Below are 13,915 nucleotides of genomic sequence, written 5' to 3'. Positions count from 1 at the left end.
CCGTCCGAAGCGGACGAACGCCCGGCTACCCCCGGGCACGGACGGCCGGACGACGCCGCGCGGCCCGGACCGGACTGCGCCGGCCGGGCCCGCGGGCGTGTCGTCCTCAGTGGCCGGGGGCGATCCACTCGTCCAGGTGCGGCGCCTCGGCCCCGATCGTGGTGTCGTCGCCGTGCCCGGTGTGCACCACCGTCTCCGGCGGCAGCGTGAGCAGCCGGGTACGGATCGACTCGACGATGGTGCCGAAGTCGCTGTACGACCGCCCGGTCGCGCCCGGCCCACCGGCGAACAGGGTGTCGCCGGTGAAGACCGCGCCCAGGTCGGGGGCGTAGAGGCTGCACGCGCCGGGGCTGTGGCCGGGCGTGTGCAGCACCCGCAGCGTGGTGCCGCCGACGGTGATCGTCTGCCCGTCGGTGAGGTCGCCGTCCGGTTCCGTGTCCGGGTGCGTCATGTCCCACAGCACCCGGTCGGCCGGGTGCAGCAGCACCGGCGCGCCGGTGGCCCGGGCCAGCTCGGGCGCGACCCGTACGTGGTCGTCGTGGGCGTGGGTGGCGACGATCGCCAGCACCCGCCGGTCACCGATGACGGCGCGGATGGCCGCCACGTCGTGCGGCGCGTCCAGGACGACGCACTCGACGTCGTCGCCGATCACCCAGACGTTGTTGTCCACGTCGAAGGTCTGCCCGTCCAGGGAGAACGTGCCGGAGGTGACGGCGTGGTCGACGCGGGCGGTCACGGGAAGACCACCACCGAGCGCAGCACGTCGCCGTGGTGCATTCGGGCGAACGCCTCCTCGACCTGGCCCAGGGCGATCTCCTCGGTGACGAACGCGTCCAGGTCCAGCCGGCCCTGCCGGTACAGCTCGGTCAGCATGGGGAAGTCGCGGCTGGGCAGGCAGTCGCCGTACCAGCTCGACTTGAGCGCGCCGCCGCGGCCGAAGACGTCCAGCAGCGGCAGGTCGACTGTCATCTCCGGCGTCGGCACGCCGACCAGCACGACGGTGCCGGCCAGGTCGCGGGCGTAGAACGCCTGCTTCCACGTCTCCGGACGGCCCACGGCGTCGATCACCACGTCGGCGCCGAAGCCGCCGGTGGCCGCGCGGACGGCCTCCACCGCGTCGTCCTCGGAGGCGTTGACGGTGTGGGTGGCGCCGAACTTGCGCGCCCAGTCGAGCTTGCGGGAGTCGGTGTCCACCGCGATGATCGTGGTCGCGCCGGCCAGCGCCGCGCCGGCCACCGCCGCGTCGCCGACGCCCCCGCAGCCGATCACCGCGACCGAGTCGCCCCGGGTCACGTTGCCGGTGTTCATGGCCGCGCCGAGACCGGCCATGACGCCGCAGCCGAGCAGGCCGACAGCCGCCGGCCGGGCCGACGGGTCGACCTTGGTGCACTGCCCGGCGTGCACGAGCGTCTTCTCGGCGAACGCGCCGATGCCGAGCGCGGGGATCAGCTCGGTGCCGTCGGTGAGCGTCATCTTCTGCGTCGCGTTGTGGGTGGCGAAGCAGTACCACGGGCGGCCACGGCGGCAGGCCCGGCACTGCCCGCAGACCGCGCGCCAGTTGAGCACCACGAAGTCGCCGGGCGCCACGTCGGTGACCCCGTCGCCCACCTGCTCCACGATGCCGGCGGCCTCGTGGCCCAGCAGGAACGGGTAGTCGTCGTTGATGCCGCCCTCGCGGTAGTGCAGGTCGGTGTGGCAGACGCCGCACGACTGGATGCGGACCACCGCCTCGCCCGGCCCCGGGTCCGGCACCACGATGGTGGTGACCTCCACGGGCGCGCCCTTGCGCCGCGACACGACTCCCCGGACTTCCTGGCTCACGGTGCCTCCTTCGGTACGTGGTCTGCCTCTGCCGAACCTACCGCTGATCATGACCCGCGACCCAACGAAGCCCGGCGGATTGTCCTGGTCATGGCCGGGTACCCGGGGTGCCGGCTCTACCAGGTGGGACGGGAGTGATCATGAGGTTGTCACATGCGCCGCTGCGCGTCGCGATCGGCGCGTACATCCTGAACTCCGGGCTGGGCAAGCGGAACCTGGAGGGCGGGGCCGCCGCCGGCATGCACGGCATGGCGGCCGGCGCGATGCCGCGGCTGGGGCAGATCCCGCCGGACCGGTTCGGCGTGCTGCTGTCCCGGGGCGAGATCGCCCTCGGTGCGGCGCTGCTCGCCCCGTTCGTGCCGTCGCTGGTGGCCGGTGCCGCGCTCACCGCTTTCGGCGCCGGGCTGGTGCAGCTCTACCTGAAGACGCCGGGCATGCGCGAGGGCACCAGCCTGCGGCCCAGCGAGGCGGGCATCGGCTTGGCCAAGGACGTGTGGCTGGTCGGCGCGGGACTGACCCTGGTGCTCGACTCGCTGGTCCGGCACCGGCACTGACCCGGCCGCGTACCGCCGGCCGCGCGCCTGCGAGCCGGTTGCGTCCTCAGGCCGCGGCCGGGGCCGCGGCGGCGGCCCGCTCGTCGGCGAGCCGGCGGCGGGCGGCGTTGCGGTAGCGCAGCACCTGCGCCGCGCCGAGCGCCCAGAGCAGGAACTGCACGGCGAACGCCCAACGGAACGCGGACAGCGGCGGCGCGTCGTGCCCGGCCGGGGTGGCCAGGTCGAGCACCAGGCCGACGGCCAGGATCAGCACGATCGAGGCGGCGAAACCGCCCACGTTGACGATGCCGGTGGCGCTGCCCATGCGGTGCACCGGATTGAACGAGCGGGCGTAGTCGAACCCGATCATCGAGCCGGGGCCGTTCACCGCGAGCACCACCACGAGCGCCACCAGCAGCCCGTGCGGCGCCCGGCCGGGCCAGGCCAGCACCACCGCCCACATCCCGGCGGTGGCGGCGGTGATGGCGAAGACCAGCACCGAGCGGTGGAACGGGTAGCGCGCGCACAGGTGCGCGAGCACCGGCCCGCACACCAGCGTCACCATCGTCATGACGGTGAGCAGCCCGGCCGCCGCGGTGGGCGAGAAGCCCTGTCCCTGCACCAGGAACGGGTAGCCCCACAGCAGCGCGAACACCGAGCCGGAGAACTGGGTGACGAAGTGCGTCCACAGGCCCAGCCGGGTACCCGGCTGGGCCCAGGCCTCGGCGAGCCGGCGGCGCACGGTGGCCAAGTCGGGGGCGAGCGCGGTGGCGTGCTCGGCGTGCGGGGTGTCGCGGACCGCGACGAGGACCAGCAACACCACTGTGGCGCCGAGCGCCGCGGCGGTCAGGAACGCCGGCGTCCAGCCCGCGCGGTGCAGCAGCAGCACCAGGGGTACGGCGCCGAGCACCGCGCCGAGCTGGCCCACGGTGCCGGTGAGCTGCACCAGCAGCGGATTGCGCCGGCCGGGGAACCAGAACGCGACGATGCGCAGCACGCTGATGAACGTCATCGCGTCACCGAGGCCGACGAGCACCCGGGCGGCGACCGCGAGCGGCACGTCCCCGGCGACGGCGAACAGGAGCTGCCCGGCCACCATCAGCGCGCCGCCGGCCAGCAGCAGCCGGCGCGAGCCGTAGCGGTCCAGCAGCACCCCGACCGGGATCTGCATGACGGCGTAGACGGCGAGCTGGGCGACGGAGAACGTGGCGAGCGCGGCGGCGTTGATGTGGAAGCGCTCCGCCGCGTCGACCCCCGTGACGCCGAGCGAGCTGCGGTGGAACACGGCGGTCAGGTACGCGGTCAGCGCCACCGCGTACACCAGGGCTGCGGGCCGGCGGCCCGCGCTCACCGCAGCGTTCCGAGCATCCGCGCGGCGGTGTCGATGTGCGCGGCGACCGCGTCGTGCCACGCCTGCGGGTCGTCGCCGTCGAGCGCGGCGAGCTGACCGGCGTGCTCGGCGAGGGCGACCTCGGCCCAGCCGGGCGAGAGCCGGAAGCTCGCCTCGCCCATGCGGAGCTGGCGGTCGCGCAACCTGTGGTACAGCTCGGCCAGGATCTCGTTACCGGCCGCCTCCACCACGGCGGCGTGGAACGACCGGTCGGCGGCCATCAGCGCGGTGAGGTCACCGGCGGCGACACCCCGGTCGCCTCGGCGATCTCGCCCTCGCTGACGAGCTGGCCGCCCGGGTGGACCTGTTCCAGGATGGCCTGCTTGAGGTGCCGGTACGCCCGCTCGGCGGTGGACGGCGCGATCCGGCTGGGATGCGTCATGTATCTAAGCTTGCTCCCCGGGCCGCCCGGACGGCCCGGCGCGGGCCGGGACAGTGGCGCGGGCCACGGTCAGGCCCACAGCTCCCGCAGCAGCACCTCCACCTCGGCGGTCCGCTCGATCTGCGGCATGTGCCCGGTGTCGCGGAACAGGTGGGAGCGCGCGCCCGGCAGCCGGGTGCGGGCGTAGGCCAGGTGCGCGGCGGGCAGGACCAGGTCGCGCTCGCCCCACACGAGCAGCGTGGGCAGGTCGAGCGCGGCCACCGCGTCGAGCAGGTCGGCGCGCCACTGCGGGCGTACGCCGCGCCAGGTGCCCAGGTCGCGGACCAGCTCGAGCATCACCCGGGCCGCGTGCGGCTGCCCGGCCACGGCCAGCGCGAGGGCGATCCGATCCTCGGTGACGTACGCCGGGTCGTGGAAGATCGCCCGCTCGGTGCGGCGGACGATCCTCGGGTCGGGACGCAGCAGCAGCCGGGCCAGCGGGCGCACCGCGAGCAGCCGCAGTGCCACTGTCACCTCGCGGCCGAAACCGGCGCTGTTCAGCAGCGCCAGGCTGGCCGCCCGGTGTGGCGCGTCGGCGGCCAGCCGCATGGCCACCGCCCCGCCGAGGGAGTTGCCGACCAGGTGGGCCGGGCCGGTCACCCCGGCCACGTCCAGGAAGCGGGCCACCGCCGCGGCCAGGGCCGGGAGCGTGTGCGGGCCGTCCAGCGGCGCGGAGCCGCCGTGCCCGGGCAGGTCCACCGCGAGCACCAGGTGGTCGCGGGCCAGCGCGGTGTGCAGGGCGGTGAAGTCGTCGAGGGTACGGCCGATGCCGTGCAGCAGCACCACGGGCGGGCCGTTCCCGCTGATCCGGCACCGGACGCGCCGCCCGTCGACGGTGTGCTCGTCGGCCGGAGGCAGGGCGGGCGTCACGCCCGGCGCCCGGGTTCCGGCACGGCCTCCTCGCCGGTCCGGGCGGACGGCACCGGCACGTCGGCCCGGAGTGTCGGCGTTTCGCTGGGCGGCGCTGCGGCCGGCGTTTCGGCGGGCGGAACTGCGGGTGTCTCGGCCGGCCCGGCCGGGCGCCGGCGCATGCCCAGGGCCAGCACCTTGCCGTACCCGGCGGGTGCGACGCGGGCGAGCAGGTCGGGCAGCTTCGCCGACCAGCCGATCAGGACCCGGCCGCGGCGTCGCCGGGCGCCGCGCAGGATCACCTCGGCGGCGGTCGCCGGATCGATGGTGAGCAGCTTCTCGAACTGCTTGCGCCCGGCCTCGTACTCCTCGCGGGCGACGCCGCTGCCCACGCGGGCGCTGGCGGCGATCCGGGTACGGATGCCGCCCGGGTGCACCGATGTGACACCGATGCCGTCGTCGACGAGTTCGTGCCGCAGCGCCTCGGTGAAGCCGCGTACGGCGAACTTGCTCGCCGAGTACGCGGCCTGCCCGGCGGGCGCGATCAGGCCGAACAGGCTGGACACGTTCACCAGGTGGGCGCCGGGCTCGGCCTTGAGCGCGGGCAGCAACGCATGCGTCAGGCGAACCACCGCCCGGAAGTTGATCTCGATGACCCAGAGGAACTCGTCCAGGGTCACCTGGTCGAAGCGCCCGCCCAGCGCCACACCGGCGTTGTTGATCAGCAGCCGGATCCGGGGGTGCGCGCGGTGGATCTCGGCGGCCACCCGGTCGGTGGCCTCGGCGTCGGCCAGGTCGACCACATGGGTCTCCACCAGCCGGTCCGGGTAGGCGGCCCGGATCGCGGCGACTGTGGCGGCCAGGCCGTCGGCGTCCCGGTCGAGCAGCACCAGGTCGGCGCCGCGCCGGGCCAGCCCGTGGGCCAGCGCCGCGCCGATGCCGCTTGCCGCGCCGGTGAGCACCGCCGTGCCGCCGGGGAAGACGAGGTCACGCATCGGTTCCTCCCGGGGCTGCGACGGCGGCGGCGGGCGTGCCGGCGCGGGCGAACCGTACGCCGTCGGTGAGCGGGCCGCGCCGCATCAGCCGTACGTCGCGGGGATAGTTCTGATGCAGCCGCCACGGCGCCTGCGGCCCCTGCTTGGGCAACTGGTCGACGGCGCGCAGCACGTAGCCGGACTGCAGGTCGATGATCGGTTCGAGGTCGTCGGTGTCCGGAGCGAGCGGCGTGACGATCTGCTGCCCGGTGTCGTCGAGGTGACGCAGCAGCCGGCAGACGTACGTGGCCACGAGGTCTGCCTTCAGCGTCCAGGAGGCGTTGGTGTAGCCGATGGTCATGGCGAAGTTCGGCACGCCGGACAGCATCATGCCCTTGTAGGCGACCGTCGAGGCGAGGTCGACCTTCGCGCCGTCGACCACCAGCGTCATGCCGCCGAGCGCGAGCAGGTTGAGGCCGGTGGCGGTGACCACCACGTCGGCGGGCAGCTCCTCGCCGGAGGCGAGCCGGATGCCCCGCTCGGTGAACGTGTCGATGGCGTCGGTGACCACCGACGCGCGGCCGGCGCTCAACGCGGCGAACAGGTCCCCGTCCGGCACCACGCACAGGCGCTGGTCCCAGGGGTTGTAGCGGGGCGAGAAGTGCCTCTCGACGTCGTACCCGGACGGCAGTCGGCCCTTCGCGGCGCGGCGCAGGAACCGCTTGACCACGCCGGGGGCGCGGCGGCTGAGCTGGAAGTTGGCAACCCCGAGCGTGACGTTCTTCCACCGGGCCACCGCGTACGCGGCCTTCGGGGGCAGCCAGCGCCGTGCGGCGTCGGCGAACGGGTCACGCGAGGGCAGCGCGATCACGTACGTGGGTGAGCGCTGGAGCATGGTGACGTGGGCGGCCCGCTCGGCCATGGCCGGAACCACTGTGACCGCCGTGGCGCCGCTGCCGATCACCACGACCCGCTTGCCGGCGTAGTCCAGGTCGTCGGGCCAGTGCTGCGGGTGCACGACCGTGCCGGCGTACCGGTCGACGCCCGGGAACCGGGGCGTGTAACCCTCGTCGTAGCGGTAGTAGCCGGAGTTGGTGAACAGGAACCCGCAGGTGAGCGTGACGTCCTCGCCGGTGTCGTCGCGGTGGGCGTGCACCGTCCAGCGCGCGGTGGCGCTGTCCCACTCGGCGCGCAGCGCCCGGTGGTGGAAGCGGATGTGCCGTTCCACGTCGTACTCGCGGGCGGTCTGGCGCACGTACGCCCGGATGGAGTCGCCGTCGGCGATCGCCTTCGGGTCGGTCCACGGCTTGAACGAGTAGCCGAGGGTGTACATGTCGGAGTCGGAGCGGACGCCCGGGTAGCGGAACAGGTCCCAGGTGCCGCCGATGGCGCCCCGGGCCTCCAGCACCGCGTAGGTCTTGCCGGGGCATTCGCGTCCGAGGTGGACGGCGGCGCCGACGCCGGACAGGCCGGCCCCGACGATGAGGACGTCGACGTGGTCTGCGGCCATCGGTTTCTCCCGTTCGCACCGGCGGTGGACCGGACACTATCCATCGCCGTCGACCGCAGTCAACACCATGTCGAGTCGAATCGACACTGTGTCGAGCGGGTGTAGCATCAGCCGGCATGACGACCGCCCGTACGCCGACCGGCGCCGCGCCGACGCGCGGGCGGCGGGCCGGCCGGTCCACCGGCGACGACCGGGAGACCGCGATCCTGGCCACGGCCGAGCGGTTGCTGGCCGAACGCCCCTTCGCCGACATCTCCATCGACGACCTGGCTCGCGGCGCGGGGATCTCCCGGCCCACCTTCTACTTCTACTTCCCGTCCAAGGACGCGGTGCTGCTCACGCTGCTCGACCGAGTGACCGAGGAGGCCGACGCGGCCGCCGGTGACGTGTTCGAGCGGCTCGCCGAGGATCCGCGCGCCCACTGGCGGGAGCTGATCGCCCGGTTCCACGCCACGTTCGGCGGGCACCGGGACGTGGTGCTGGCCTGCGCCCAGGTACGCGGCACCAACGCCGAGGTGCGGCGGCTCTGGGCCGAGGTGCTGGAACGCTGGGTCCGCGCGGTGCAGGCCGCGATCGAGGCCGAACGCGCCCGCGGCGCGGCCCCGGACGGTCTGCCCGCCCGGGACCTCGCCATCGCGCTGAACTCGATGAACGAACGCGTCTGGTACGCCACGTTCGCCGGGGACGGCCCGGCGGTGGCCGAGCGGGACGTGGTGGACGTGCTGCTCGACGTGTGGCTGACCGCGATCTACCGGACCACCACGCCGCCGGTCACCACGTCCGGCGGAACTCCATGACCCAGTTGGTCTCCCAGGTGCGCTCGCCGTCGGTGGAGAACGCCTGCTCCCAGCGGCAGGAGTCGGCGGTGATCGCCGACCAGAGGAACCGGCAGCGCACCGGCCGTCCCTCGTCGGTGTCGTCGGCGTGGAACGTACCGACGCCGCCGGTGAACCGGCCGACCACCGGCGGCAGTTCCAGCACGCCACGGCGGCTGTTCATCCAGTAGATCGACCACAGCCCGGTCGACGGGTCCAGGATGCGCACCGTGGAGCCGGAGAAGCCCCGGCTCGGGCAGCGCATCTCGTCGAAGCTGCCGGCGCCGTGGAAGAACGAGCGCGCCTCGCTGACACCGGCGAACTCGTCCCAGTCGTCGGCGCCGACGTGCCGCTGCCGCAGGCGCCGGTTCGTCACGTCCCAGGTGCCGACGAGGAAGTCGAAGTCACCCATCAGCGGCCCACCGGCCCCTCGGCCCGGGTGTCGGCCAGGTAGCCGGCCAGATCCGGCCGGTCCGGCGCGAGCACGTGCCGGATCCAGGCGGCGCGCTCGTGTTCCAGCACGCCCAGTTCCCAGACGCAGCCGACGCCGGGCCGGGTCAGGTCGACGAAGTGCGCCGGGTCGGCGTCCGGGCAGTCCAGCGCGGGCTGCCCGGCGATCGCGATGCGGCACTCGACCACGTTGTCGAAGAACCAGCTGTACGCCAGCAGGTACGCCCCGGTGTCCGCGCCCCGGTGCAGCACCACCCAACTCGCCGGCGGGGTGGAGCCGTCCGGGCCGGGCAGCAGCGACGGCAGGTACGCGTACGCGGCGTCGACCACCCGCGGTTCGAGGCGGCGGCCCGGCTGGTCGATGTGGTAGCGCTTGACGTGCCGGCCGGCGACCTCGATCGTCCCCGGCACGGTCAACTCCTTGTCGTGGAAGGCCATGGACGGGACGGTAGAAGCGGTCCCCTGACAGCTAGTGTCAGTGGAATGCGGGCCAGCCGACTCCTGTCCATCCTGCTGCTCCTGCAGGCGCACGGCCGGTTCACCGCCGCCGACCTCGCCGCCCGCCTGGACGTCTCGGTCCGCACCATCTACCGGGACGTCGAGGCGCTGCACGCCGCCGGCATCCCGCTGTACGGCGAGGCCGGACACGACGGCGGCTACCGGCTCGTCGAGGGCTGGCAGACCCGGCTGACCGGGCTGACCGCCGAGGAGGCCGACCGCCTGCTCTTCGCCGGTCTGCCCGGGCCGGCCGCCGAACTCGGCTACCAGTCGGTCGTCGCCGCCGTGCAGCTCAAGCTCCGGGCCGCGCTGCCCGCACCGCTGGCCGACCGGGCGGCCCGGCTGGAGCAGCGGTTCCATCTGGACACCCCGGGCTGGTACTCCGACGGCGACCCGTCGCCGCACCTGGCCGAGGCGGCCGAGGCGGTGTGGCGGGAACGCCGGGTCCGGGTGCGCTACCGCGGCTGGCGGGGCGAGACGACCCGCATCCTCGAACCATACGGGCTGGTGCTCAAGGGCGGGCGCTGGTATCTCGTGGCCGCCCGACCGGACCGCGCCGAACCGGCCACCTACCGCGTCAACCAGATCCTCGACCTCACCGCGCTGGACGAGCCGTTCGCGCGGCCCGATTTCGACCTGCCGGCCTGGTGGCGTGCCCACGTGGTCGCGTTCCGGGCCGGCCTGCACCGCGACGAGGCGCGCATCCGCCTCTCCCCGCGCGGGTTCACACGGTTGCGCGAGATCGGCAGCGACGTGGTGGTCACCGCCGCCCAGGCGAGCGCCGGCCCGCCGGACGCCGCCGGCTGGGTGCACGCGGTCATCCCGATCGAGTCGCTCACCCACGCCCACGGCGACCTGTTGCGCCTCGGCGCCGACGTGGAGGTCCTCTCCCCCGCAGCGCTACGCGACCGCCTGGCCGCCACCGCCACCGCCCTGACCACCCTCTACCACCCACCCTTCCCTGACCCACCCCTCCCCCGTTGATCAAGGAGTTCGTGCGTGAGGCGATCTCCCCGCCGGACACAAAGTCCTTGATCACCCGGAGCCGGGGTGGGTCAGGGAAGGGTGCGGAGGGATTCGGCCACCGTGGACAGGGCCCGGTCGATCTCCGAGGGTGGGGTGGCGGCGTAGCCGAGGACCAGGCCCGGCGGCTGCGGGCGCTGACCGTGCCAGGACAGCGGGTGGACCTTGACGCCCCGGCTCAGCGCCGCCGCCGCGAGCGCCAGGTCGTCGACCTCGCCGGGCAGCGTGACCATCAGGTGCAGCCCGGCGGCGGCACCGTGCACCACAGCCTCCGGCAGGTACGCGCGGACCGCCCGGATCATCGCGTCGCGGCGGCGCACGTGCCGGTGCCGCAGCAGCCGCAGGTGCCGCTCCAACGCGCCCGACTCCATCAACTCGGCCAGCACGAGCTGCGGCAATGCCGCGTTGCCCAGATCCGCCGTCCGCTTCGCGTCCACCACGTCGGCGCGCAGCCGCGGCGGCACGAGCGTCCACCCGATCCGCAGCGCCGGCGCGAGCAGCTTCGAGATGCTGCCGGCGTAGCAGACCCGGTCCGGCGCCATGCCGCGCAGCACCGGCACCGGCGGGCGGTCGTACCGGTGCTCGGCGTCGTAGTCGTCCTCCACCACCAGGCCGCCGTCGCGCGCCCACCGCAGCAGCCGGCGACGCCGCTCACCGTCGAGCACCACCCCGGTCGGGAACTGGTGCGCCGGGGTGAGCAGCACGGCCGGCGCGCCGGAACGCGCCAGCAGATCCACGCGCAGGCCCCGGTCGTCCACCGGCACCGGCGGCGTCGCCATGCCGGCGTACGTCAGGTGCTGCCGCACGCCGAGCGAGCCCGGGTCCTCCACGGCGACGGTGCGCGTACCCCGGTCGTGCAGCACCCGCGCGAGCAGGCCGAGTGCCTGGGACACCCCGGCCACGACCACCACCTCGGCCGGGTCGGCGCTGATGCCCCGGTTGCGGGCCAGCCAGTTCGCGACGGCCAGCCGCAGCGCCGGCGTGCCGGCCGGGTCGCCGTAACCGAGCGCGGCGGGCGTCGCCCGGTGCAGCACGGCCCGCTCGGCCCGCAGCCACGCCGCGCGCGGAAAGGCGGCCAGATCGGGTACGCCTGGCGTCAGGTCCACCTGCGCGGGGGCGGCGCGCAGCGCCTCGAAGACGTCGAGGCCCGGCCGCTCGGCGAACACCTCCGGCGTCCTCCTCGGCTCGGTCGGCCGGGCGCGCGCGGCGGCCGGTGTGGCCACCACCACCGTGCCGGCCCGACCCCGCCCGGCCACCTGCCCGTCCTCGCCCAGCCGCTGGTACGCCTCGGTCACCACGCCGCGTGAGACGCCGAGCTCGGCGGCGAGCACGCGGCTGGGCGGCAGGCGGGTGCCGACCGGTGCCCGAAGTCGAGCTTCTTGTGACATCGAGGGACTCGCAGGCATGTGCAACGGACCGTGCGCGGAAGGGGTCACCCACGGCCGGAGCCGGGCCGCGGCCGTCGCATCCCGGCGGCTAGCCACCGGGTCCGACGACACCGCCGGCCGAGTCGGGGTCGTCCGCCCGGTTGCGATTGCCGTACGCGGGTAGTGCGCGGACACGCCCGAACGATACGAGGACTCTCGACGCGCCGTTCCTGTGCTCGCAGCGGGCCGCCCGGCGGATGCGCGCGGCCGGTCGGGGTGGCCGGATCATCAGCGTCACCAGCGTGCACGAGCACGCCCCCGGGTACGGCTCGTCGGCGTACTGCGCCGCGAAAGGGCGGGCTCGGCCTGCTCACCAAGGTGATGGTGCAGGAACTGGCAGCCAAGATGATCTTGGTGTGCGGTCGAAGTCCTGACGCTTGCCCCGGGTCGATGAACCAGTCACCCGGCAGTCGTTGACGTAGTTGCCGGCGCCGCACGCCGGGTGAAGGCTGCGCCCACCCCGCAAGGGGTGCCCTCGATTTCCAGGCGGTACATCGCGTAGAGGCCGTTCACCCTTCCACTGGTGCACCCGAGATAGGACACGCTCCCCGACTTGACGACATTCCCGTTGTAGTAGTCGCGGATCTTGAATGATTCGCCACCCTGAAATGGCGTACAGACATTGTAGTTGAGGTAGTGCCCGGACCCGTTCGCCGGAATGCAGTTCCACAGTGGCGCCGTCGGGTGAGATCACGGTCGGCTCCACCGTGGGCGATGATCGGATGCTGGCAGGCCGTGGTGCCATCCGACAGCTACCACCCTGAACTACCTCAATGGTCATCAGACCCAGGTGGACGCCAGCTTCCGGGTGACCCGCCCGGACTACGTCGGTTCAGATGCTTGACCTGTCAGTTTTCCGCCGGTAACTTAAATTCACAACGACAAGCATCAATCTGAAGGCAGGGAAACCGTGCTGTTGAAATCCATCGCCATCGCCGCGTCCGTCGCAGGCGTGCTGGCCACCGCCCCCGCCGCCTCGGCTGCAGCACCCGGAGTGTCGATACAAAGCTGGGGGTCCGGGAACTGCCCGCAGGGCATGCTCTGCATCTGGCCCAACTGGAATCACCCGCCGCAGGGCCCCGTGGAGGCGCCGTCTCTGACGATCAACAGCGAGTGGACCGGCAGCATCCAGGGATTCAACTTCTACAACGGCACGGGCCGCGACGCCGTAATATCCGGGTTCACTTTCGGCTCGTCGATTCCCTTCAAGAACTGCGCTCCTGCCGGCGGGACCGGGGGCGACCTGTATATACCGGTCAACGTGACGAAGGTGACTTGGCAGCTGACCCCCTGCTGATCCTCCACTGGGCCTTTCCGAGTAAGGGTTAACGACGCGCCCGGATCCGTTGCGGTGCAACGAGAAGACGCAGAACCCCGGCATGAAGATGGTCCTTCCCGGGATCATCGTCATCGAGGTTCTGCGTCGCTATGAGCGTCACATATGCCGCCATCCTGCCCGTACGCGAGGCGACCGTGTCGTTTCTGTCCGCCTCCTACACGCCGAACGGCAACGGCTCGGCACCGCGCCGGGACCCGGTCGTTGGCCTGCTTCAAACAGGCTGGTCCTGCTCCACGTCGACCCGCCGCCGAAACGATCCTCGCCAAGGTCCGACGTGGACGAGTCGCCGTCCAGCAAATGGCTAGTCAGAACTGAGACAGAACACTACAGATCTTGAATGGTCAGGTTGTGTCAGGTTCGAAGGTCAGGCCGGTGTGGGCGAGGAACCCGTCGAGCAGGTCGGGGCGGTACTGGATGCTCTTGAGCCGGTTGCGGATGATCGCGAGGAGGTGATCGACGCCGGTGACGGCGATGTTGCCGATGCTGCGTTTCAGGTGTGAACCGCCCTCGGTTGGGTTCAGGTCGGGGGCGTAGGCGGGTAGCCGGATGACGTGAAGCCAGTCCCGGGCGTCGATCATCTGCCGCATAGCGGCGGATACGTGGGTGTTCAGGTTGTCCCAGACGCACACGATCGGGCCGCCGAGTTGTTGGTGGGCGGCGTCGAGCAGGGCGATGTAGTCACATTCGCTGCAGCTCGATCTCGAACCGCTAATCCTGACCTTTCAACCTCTGTAGCTGGCGGGGTAGTGGCAGGCGGTTTGTTGGGTGCGGCCGTCGCGGGTGACCAGGGCGGGTTCTTCGGTGGCGCAGTGGTCGGTGGCTTTCCAGCAGCGGGTGCGGAAGCGGCAGCCTGATGGGGGGTTGA

The 13,915-nt window shown here is 72.8% G+C and carries 17 protein-coding genes and 1 pseudogene; 5 read left to right on the top strand and 13 right to left on the bottom strand.

All coding sequences use genetic code 11. The annotated features are described in order from the left end of the window. Positions 1 to 106: 106 nt before the first annotated feature. Positions 107 to 736 carry an MBL fold metallo-hydrolase gene (locus ACFYO8_RS29285; RefSeq protein WP_354869241.1) on the bottom strand — a complete coding sequence of 210 codons (630 nt, stop codon included), beginning with the start codon at positions 734 to 736 and terminating at the stop codon, positions 107 to 109. Beyond that, positions 733 to 1,821, bottom strand: a complete 1,089-nt coding sequence (locus ACFYO8_RS29280) for an S-(hydroxymethyl)mycothiol dehydrogenase (protein WP_354869239.1) — start codon at positions 1,819 to 1,821, stop codon at positions 733 to 735. Before ACFYO8_RS29280 ends, ACFYO8_RS29285 begins: the two co-directional genes overlap by 4 nt. A gap of 140 nt (positions 1,822 to 1,961) precedes the next feature. On the opposite strand from ACFYO8_RS29280, the gene ACFYO8_RS29275 reads away from it, so the two are divergent. Then, entirely contained in the window at positions 1,962 to 2,375 is a 414-nt protein-coding gene (locus ACFYO8_RS29275) for a hypothetical protein (RefSeq protein ID WP_354869236.1), read from the top strand. A gap of 46 nt (positions 2,376 to 2,421) precedes the next feature. Here the strand turns inward: ACFYO8_RS29275 and ACFYO8_RS29270 are convergent, their stop codons facing one another. From ACFYO8_RS29270 to ACFYO8_RS29245, 6 genes are all read right to left on the bottom strand, one after another. Beyond that, positions 2,422 to 3,705 (bottom strand): MFS transporter, encoded by a 1,284-nt coding sequence (locus ACFYO8_RS29270; protein WP_354869234.1) that lies wholly within the window; start codon positions 3,703 to 3,705, stop codon positions 2,422 to 2,424. Then, positions 3,702 to 3,965, bottom strand: coding sequence for an FCD domain-containing protein (locus ACFYO8_RS29265; RefSeq protein ID WP_354869231.1), 264 nt, complete (start codon positions 3,963 to 3,965; stop codon positions 3,702 to 3,704). Before ACFYO8_RS29265 ends, ACFYO8_RS29270 begins: the two co-directional genes overlap by 4 nt. Next, a complete protein-coding gene (locus ACFYO8_RS29260; protein WP_354869229.1) occupies positions 3,965 to 4,126 on the bottom strand; it encodes a hypothetical protein in 162 nt (53 codons plus the stop codon). The genes ACFYO8_RS29265 and ACFYO8_RS29260 overlap by 1 nt, the downstream gene beginning before the upstream one ends. Before the next feature lie 69 nt (positions 4,127 to 4,195). Then, positions 4,196 to 5,035 (bottom strand): alpha/beta fold hydrolase, encoded by an 840-nt coding sequence (locus ACFYO8_RS29255; protein ID WP_354869228.1) that lies wholly within the window; start codon positions 5,033 to 5,035, stop codon positions 4,196 to 4,198. Continuing rightward, a complete protein-coding gene (locus tag ACFYO8_RS29250) occupies positions 5,032 to 6,009 on the bottom strand; it encodes an SDR family oxidoreductase (protein WP_354869225.1) in 978 nt (325 codons plus the stop codon). The genes ACFYO8_RS29255 and ACFYO8_RS29250 overlap by 4 nt, the downstream gene beginning before the upstream one ends. After that, positions 6,002 to 7,498: an NAD(P)/FAD-dependent oxidoreductase gene (locus ACFYO8_RS29245; RefSeq protein WP_354869223.1), complete on the bottom strand. Its 1,497-nt coding sequence runs from the start codon at positions 7,496 to 7,498 to the stop codon at positions 6,002 to 6,004. The genes ACFYO8_RS29250 and ACFYO8_RS29245 overlap by 8 nt, the downstream gene beginning before the upstream one ends. Before the next feature lie 116 nt (positions 7,499 to 7,614). Between ACFYO8_RS29245 and ACFYO8_RS29240 the strand changes: the two genes are divergently transcribed. Further along, on the top strand, positions 7,615 to 8,295 hold the full coding sequence (locus ACFYO8_RS29240) for a TetR/AcrR family transcriptional regulator (protein WP_354869220.1): 681 nt from the start codon (positions 7,615 to 7,617) through the stop codon (positions 8,293 to 8,295). Here the strand turns inward: ACFYO8_RS29240 and ACFYO8_RS29235 are convergent. Both ACFYO8_RS29235 and ACFYO8_RS29230 read right to left on the bottom strand, forming a co-directional pair. Then, entirely contained in the window at positions 8,270 to 8,725 is a 456-nt protein-coding gene (locus ACFYO8_RS29235) for a hypothetical protein (RefSeq protein WP_354869218.1), read from the bottom strand. The two genes, ACFYO8_RS29240 and ACFYO8_RS29235, sit on opposite strands and share 26 nt — an antisense overlap. Beyond that, positions 8,725 to 9,201: a hypothetical protein gene (locus ACFYO8_RS29230; RefSeq protein ID WP_354869216.1), complete on the bottom strand. Its 477-nt coding sequence runs from the start codon at positions 9,199 to 9,201 to the stop codon at positions 8,725 to 8,727. Before ACFYO8_RS29230 ends, ACFYO8_RS29235 begins: the two co-directional genes overlap by 1 nt. A gap of 45 nt (positions 9,202 to 9,246) precedes the next feature. On the opposite strand from ACFYO8_RS29230, the gene ACFYO8_RS29225 reads away from it, so the two are divergent. Continuing rightward, the gene (locus tag ACFYO8_RS29225) at positions 9,247 to 10,245 is read left to right on the top strand and encodes a WYL domain-containing protein (RefSeq protein WP_354869213.1); all 999 of its coding nucleotides are present in this window, start codon (positions 9,247 to 9,249) and stop codon (positions 10,243 to 10,245) included. A 71-nt stretch (positions 10,246 to 10,316) separates the two neighbouring features. Here the strand turns inward: ACFYO8_RS29225 and ACFYO8_RS29220 are convergent, their stop codons facing one another. After that, positions 10,317 to 11,672 carry a PLP-dependent aminotransferase family protein gene (locus ACFYO8_RS29220; protein ID WP_357711809.1) on the bottom strand — a complete coding sequence of 452 codons (1,356 nt, stop codon included), beginning with the start codon at positions 11,670 to 11,672 and terminating at the stop codon, positions 10,317 to 10,319. Between the two features lie 236 nt (positions 11,673 to 11,908). Here ACFYO8_RS29220 and ACFYO8_RS29215 point away from each other — a divergent pair, with 236 nt between their 5' ends. Both ACFYO8_RS29215 and ACFYO8_RS29210 read left to right on the top strand, forming a co-directional pair. After that, entirely contained in the window at positions 11,909 to 12,085 is a 177-nt protein-coding gene (locus ACFYO8_RS29215; protein ID WP_355097062.1) for a hypothetical protein, read from the top strand. A gap of 536 nt (positions 12,086 to 12,621) precedes the next feature. Next, complete coding sequence (locus tag ACFYO8_RS29210) at positions 12,622 to 13,008, top strand: hypothetical protein (protein WP_357711807.1); 387 nt, start codon at positions 12,622 to 12,624, stop codon at positions 13,006 to 13,008. Between the two features lie 383 nt (positions 13,009 to 13,391). Here the strand turns inward: ACFYO8_RS29210 and ACFYO8_RS29205 are convergent, their stop codons facing one another. Both ACFYO8_RS29205 and ACFYO8_RS29200 read right to left on the bottom strand, forming a co-directional pair. Continuing rightward, complete coding sequence (locus tag ACFYO8_RS29205; RefSeq protein WP_355097064.1) at positions 13,392 to 13,763, bottom strand: transposase; 372 nt, start codon at positions 13,761 to 13,763, stop codon at positions 13,392 to 13,394. 9 nt (positions 13,764 to 13,772) lie between these two features. Then, positions 13,773 to 13,915: pseudogene (locus ACFYO8_RS29200) on the bottom strand (dipeptide/oligopeptide/nickel ABC transporter ATP-binding protein); the annotation flags it as partial.

The organism is Micromonospora sp. NPDC005257 (assembly GCF_042872445.1).
Classification (GTDB): domain Bacteria; phylum Actinomycetota; class Actinomycetes; order Mycobacteriales; family Micromonosporaceae; genus Micromonospora.
The sequence above is the reverse complement of the archived record's forward strand: the minus strand, read 5'-3'. Positions and strand labels throughout refer to the sequence as shown.

Excerpts from the sequence above, each read along its gene's own strand:
- ACFYO8_RS29275 (WP_354869236.1), top strand. The coding sequence starts at position 1,962 with ATGAGGTTGTCACATGCGCCGCTGCGCGTCGCGATCGGCGCGTACATC.
- ACFYO8_RS29265 (WP_354869231.1), bottom strand. The coding sequence starts at position 3,965 with ATGGCCGCCGACCGGTCGTTCCACGCCGCCGTGGTGGAGGCGGCCGGT.
- ACFYO8_RS29260 (WP_354869229.1), bottom strand. The coding sequence starts at position 4,126 with ATGACGCATCCCAGCCGGATCGCGCCGTCCACCGCCGAGCGGGCGTAC.
- ACFYO8_RS29250 (WP_354869225.1), bottom strand. The coding sequence starts at position 6,009 with ATGCGTGACCTCGTCTTCCCCGGCGGCACGGCGGTGCTCACCGGCGCG.
- ACFYO8_RS29245 (WP_354869223.1), bottom strand. The coding sequence starts at position 7,498 with ATGGCCGCAGACCACGTCGACGTCCTCATCGTCGGGGCCGGCCTGTCC.
- ACFYO8_RS29240 (WP_354869220.1), top strand. The coding sequence starts at position 7,615 with ATGACGACCGCCCGTACGCCGACCGGCGCCGCGCCGACGCGCGGGCGG.
- ACFYO8_RS29235 (WP_354869218.1), bottom strand. The coding sequence starts at position 8,725 with ATGGGTGACTTCGACTTCCTCGTCGGCACCTGGGACGTGACGAACCGG.
- ACFYO8_RS29230 (WP_354869216.1), bottom strand. The coding sequence starts at position 9,201 with ATGGCCTTCCACGACAAGGAGTTGACCGTGCCGGGGACGATCGAGGTC.
- ACFYO8_RS29225 (WP_354869213.1), top strand. The coding sequence starts at position 9,247 with ATGCGGGCCAGCCGACTCCTGTCCATCCTGCTGCTCCTGCAGGCGCAC.
- ACFYO8_RS29220 (WP_357711809.1), bottom strand. The coding sequence starts at position 11,672 with ATGTCACAAGAAGCTCGACTTCGGGCACCGGTCGGCACCCGCCTGCCG.
- ACFYO8_RS29215 (WP_355097062.1), top strand. The coding sequence starts at position 11,909 with ATGCGCGCGGCCGGTCGGGGTGGCCGGATCATCAGCGTCACCAGCGTG.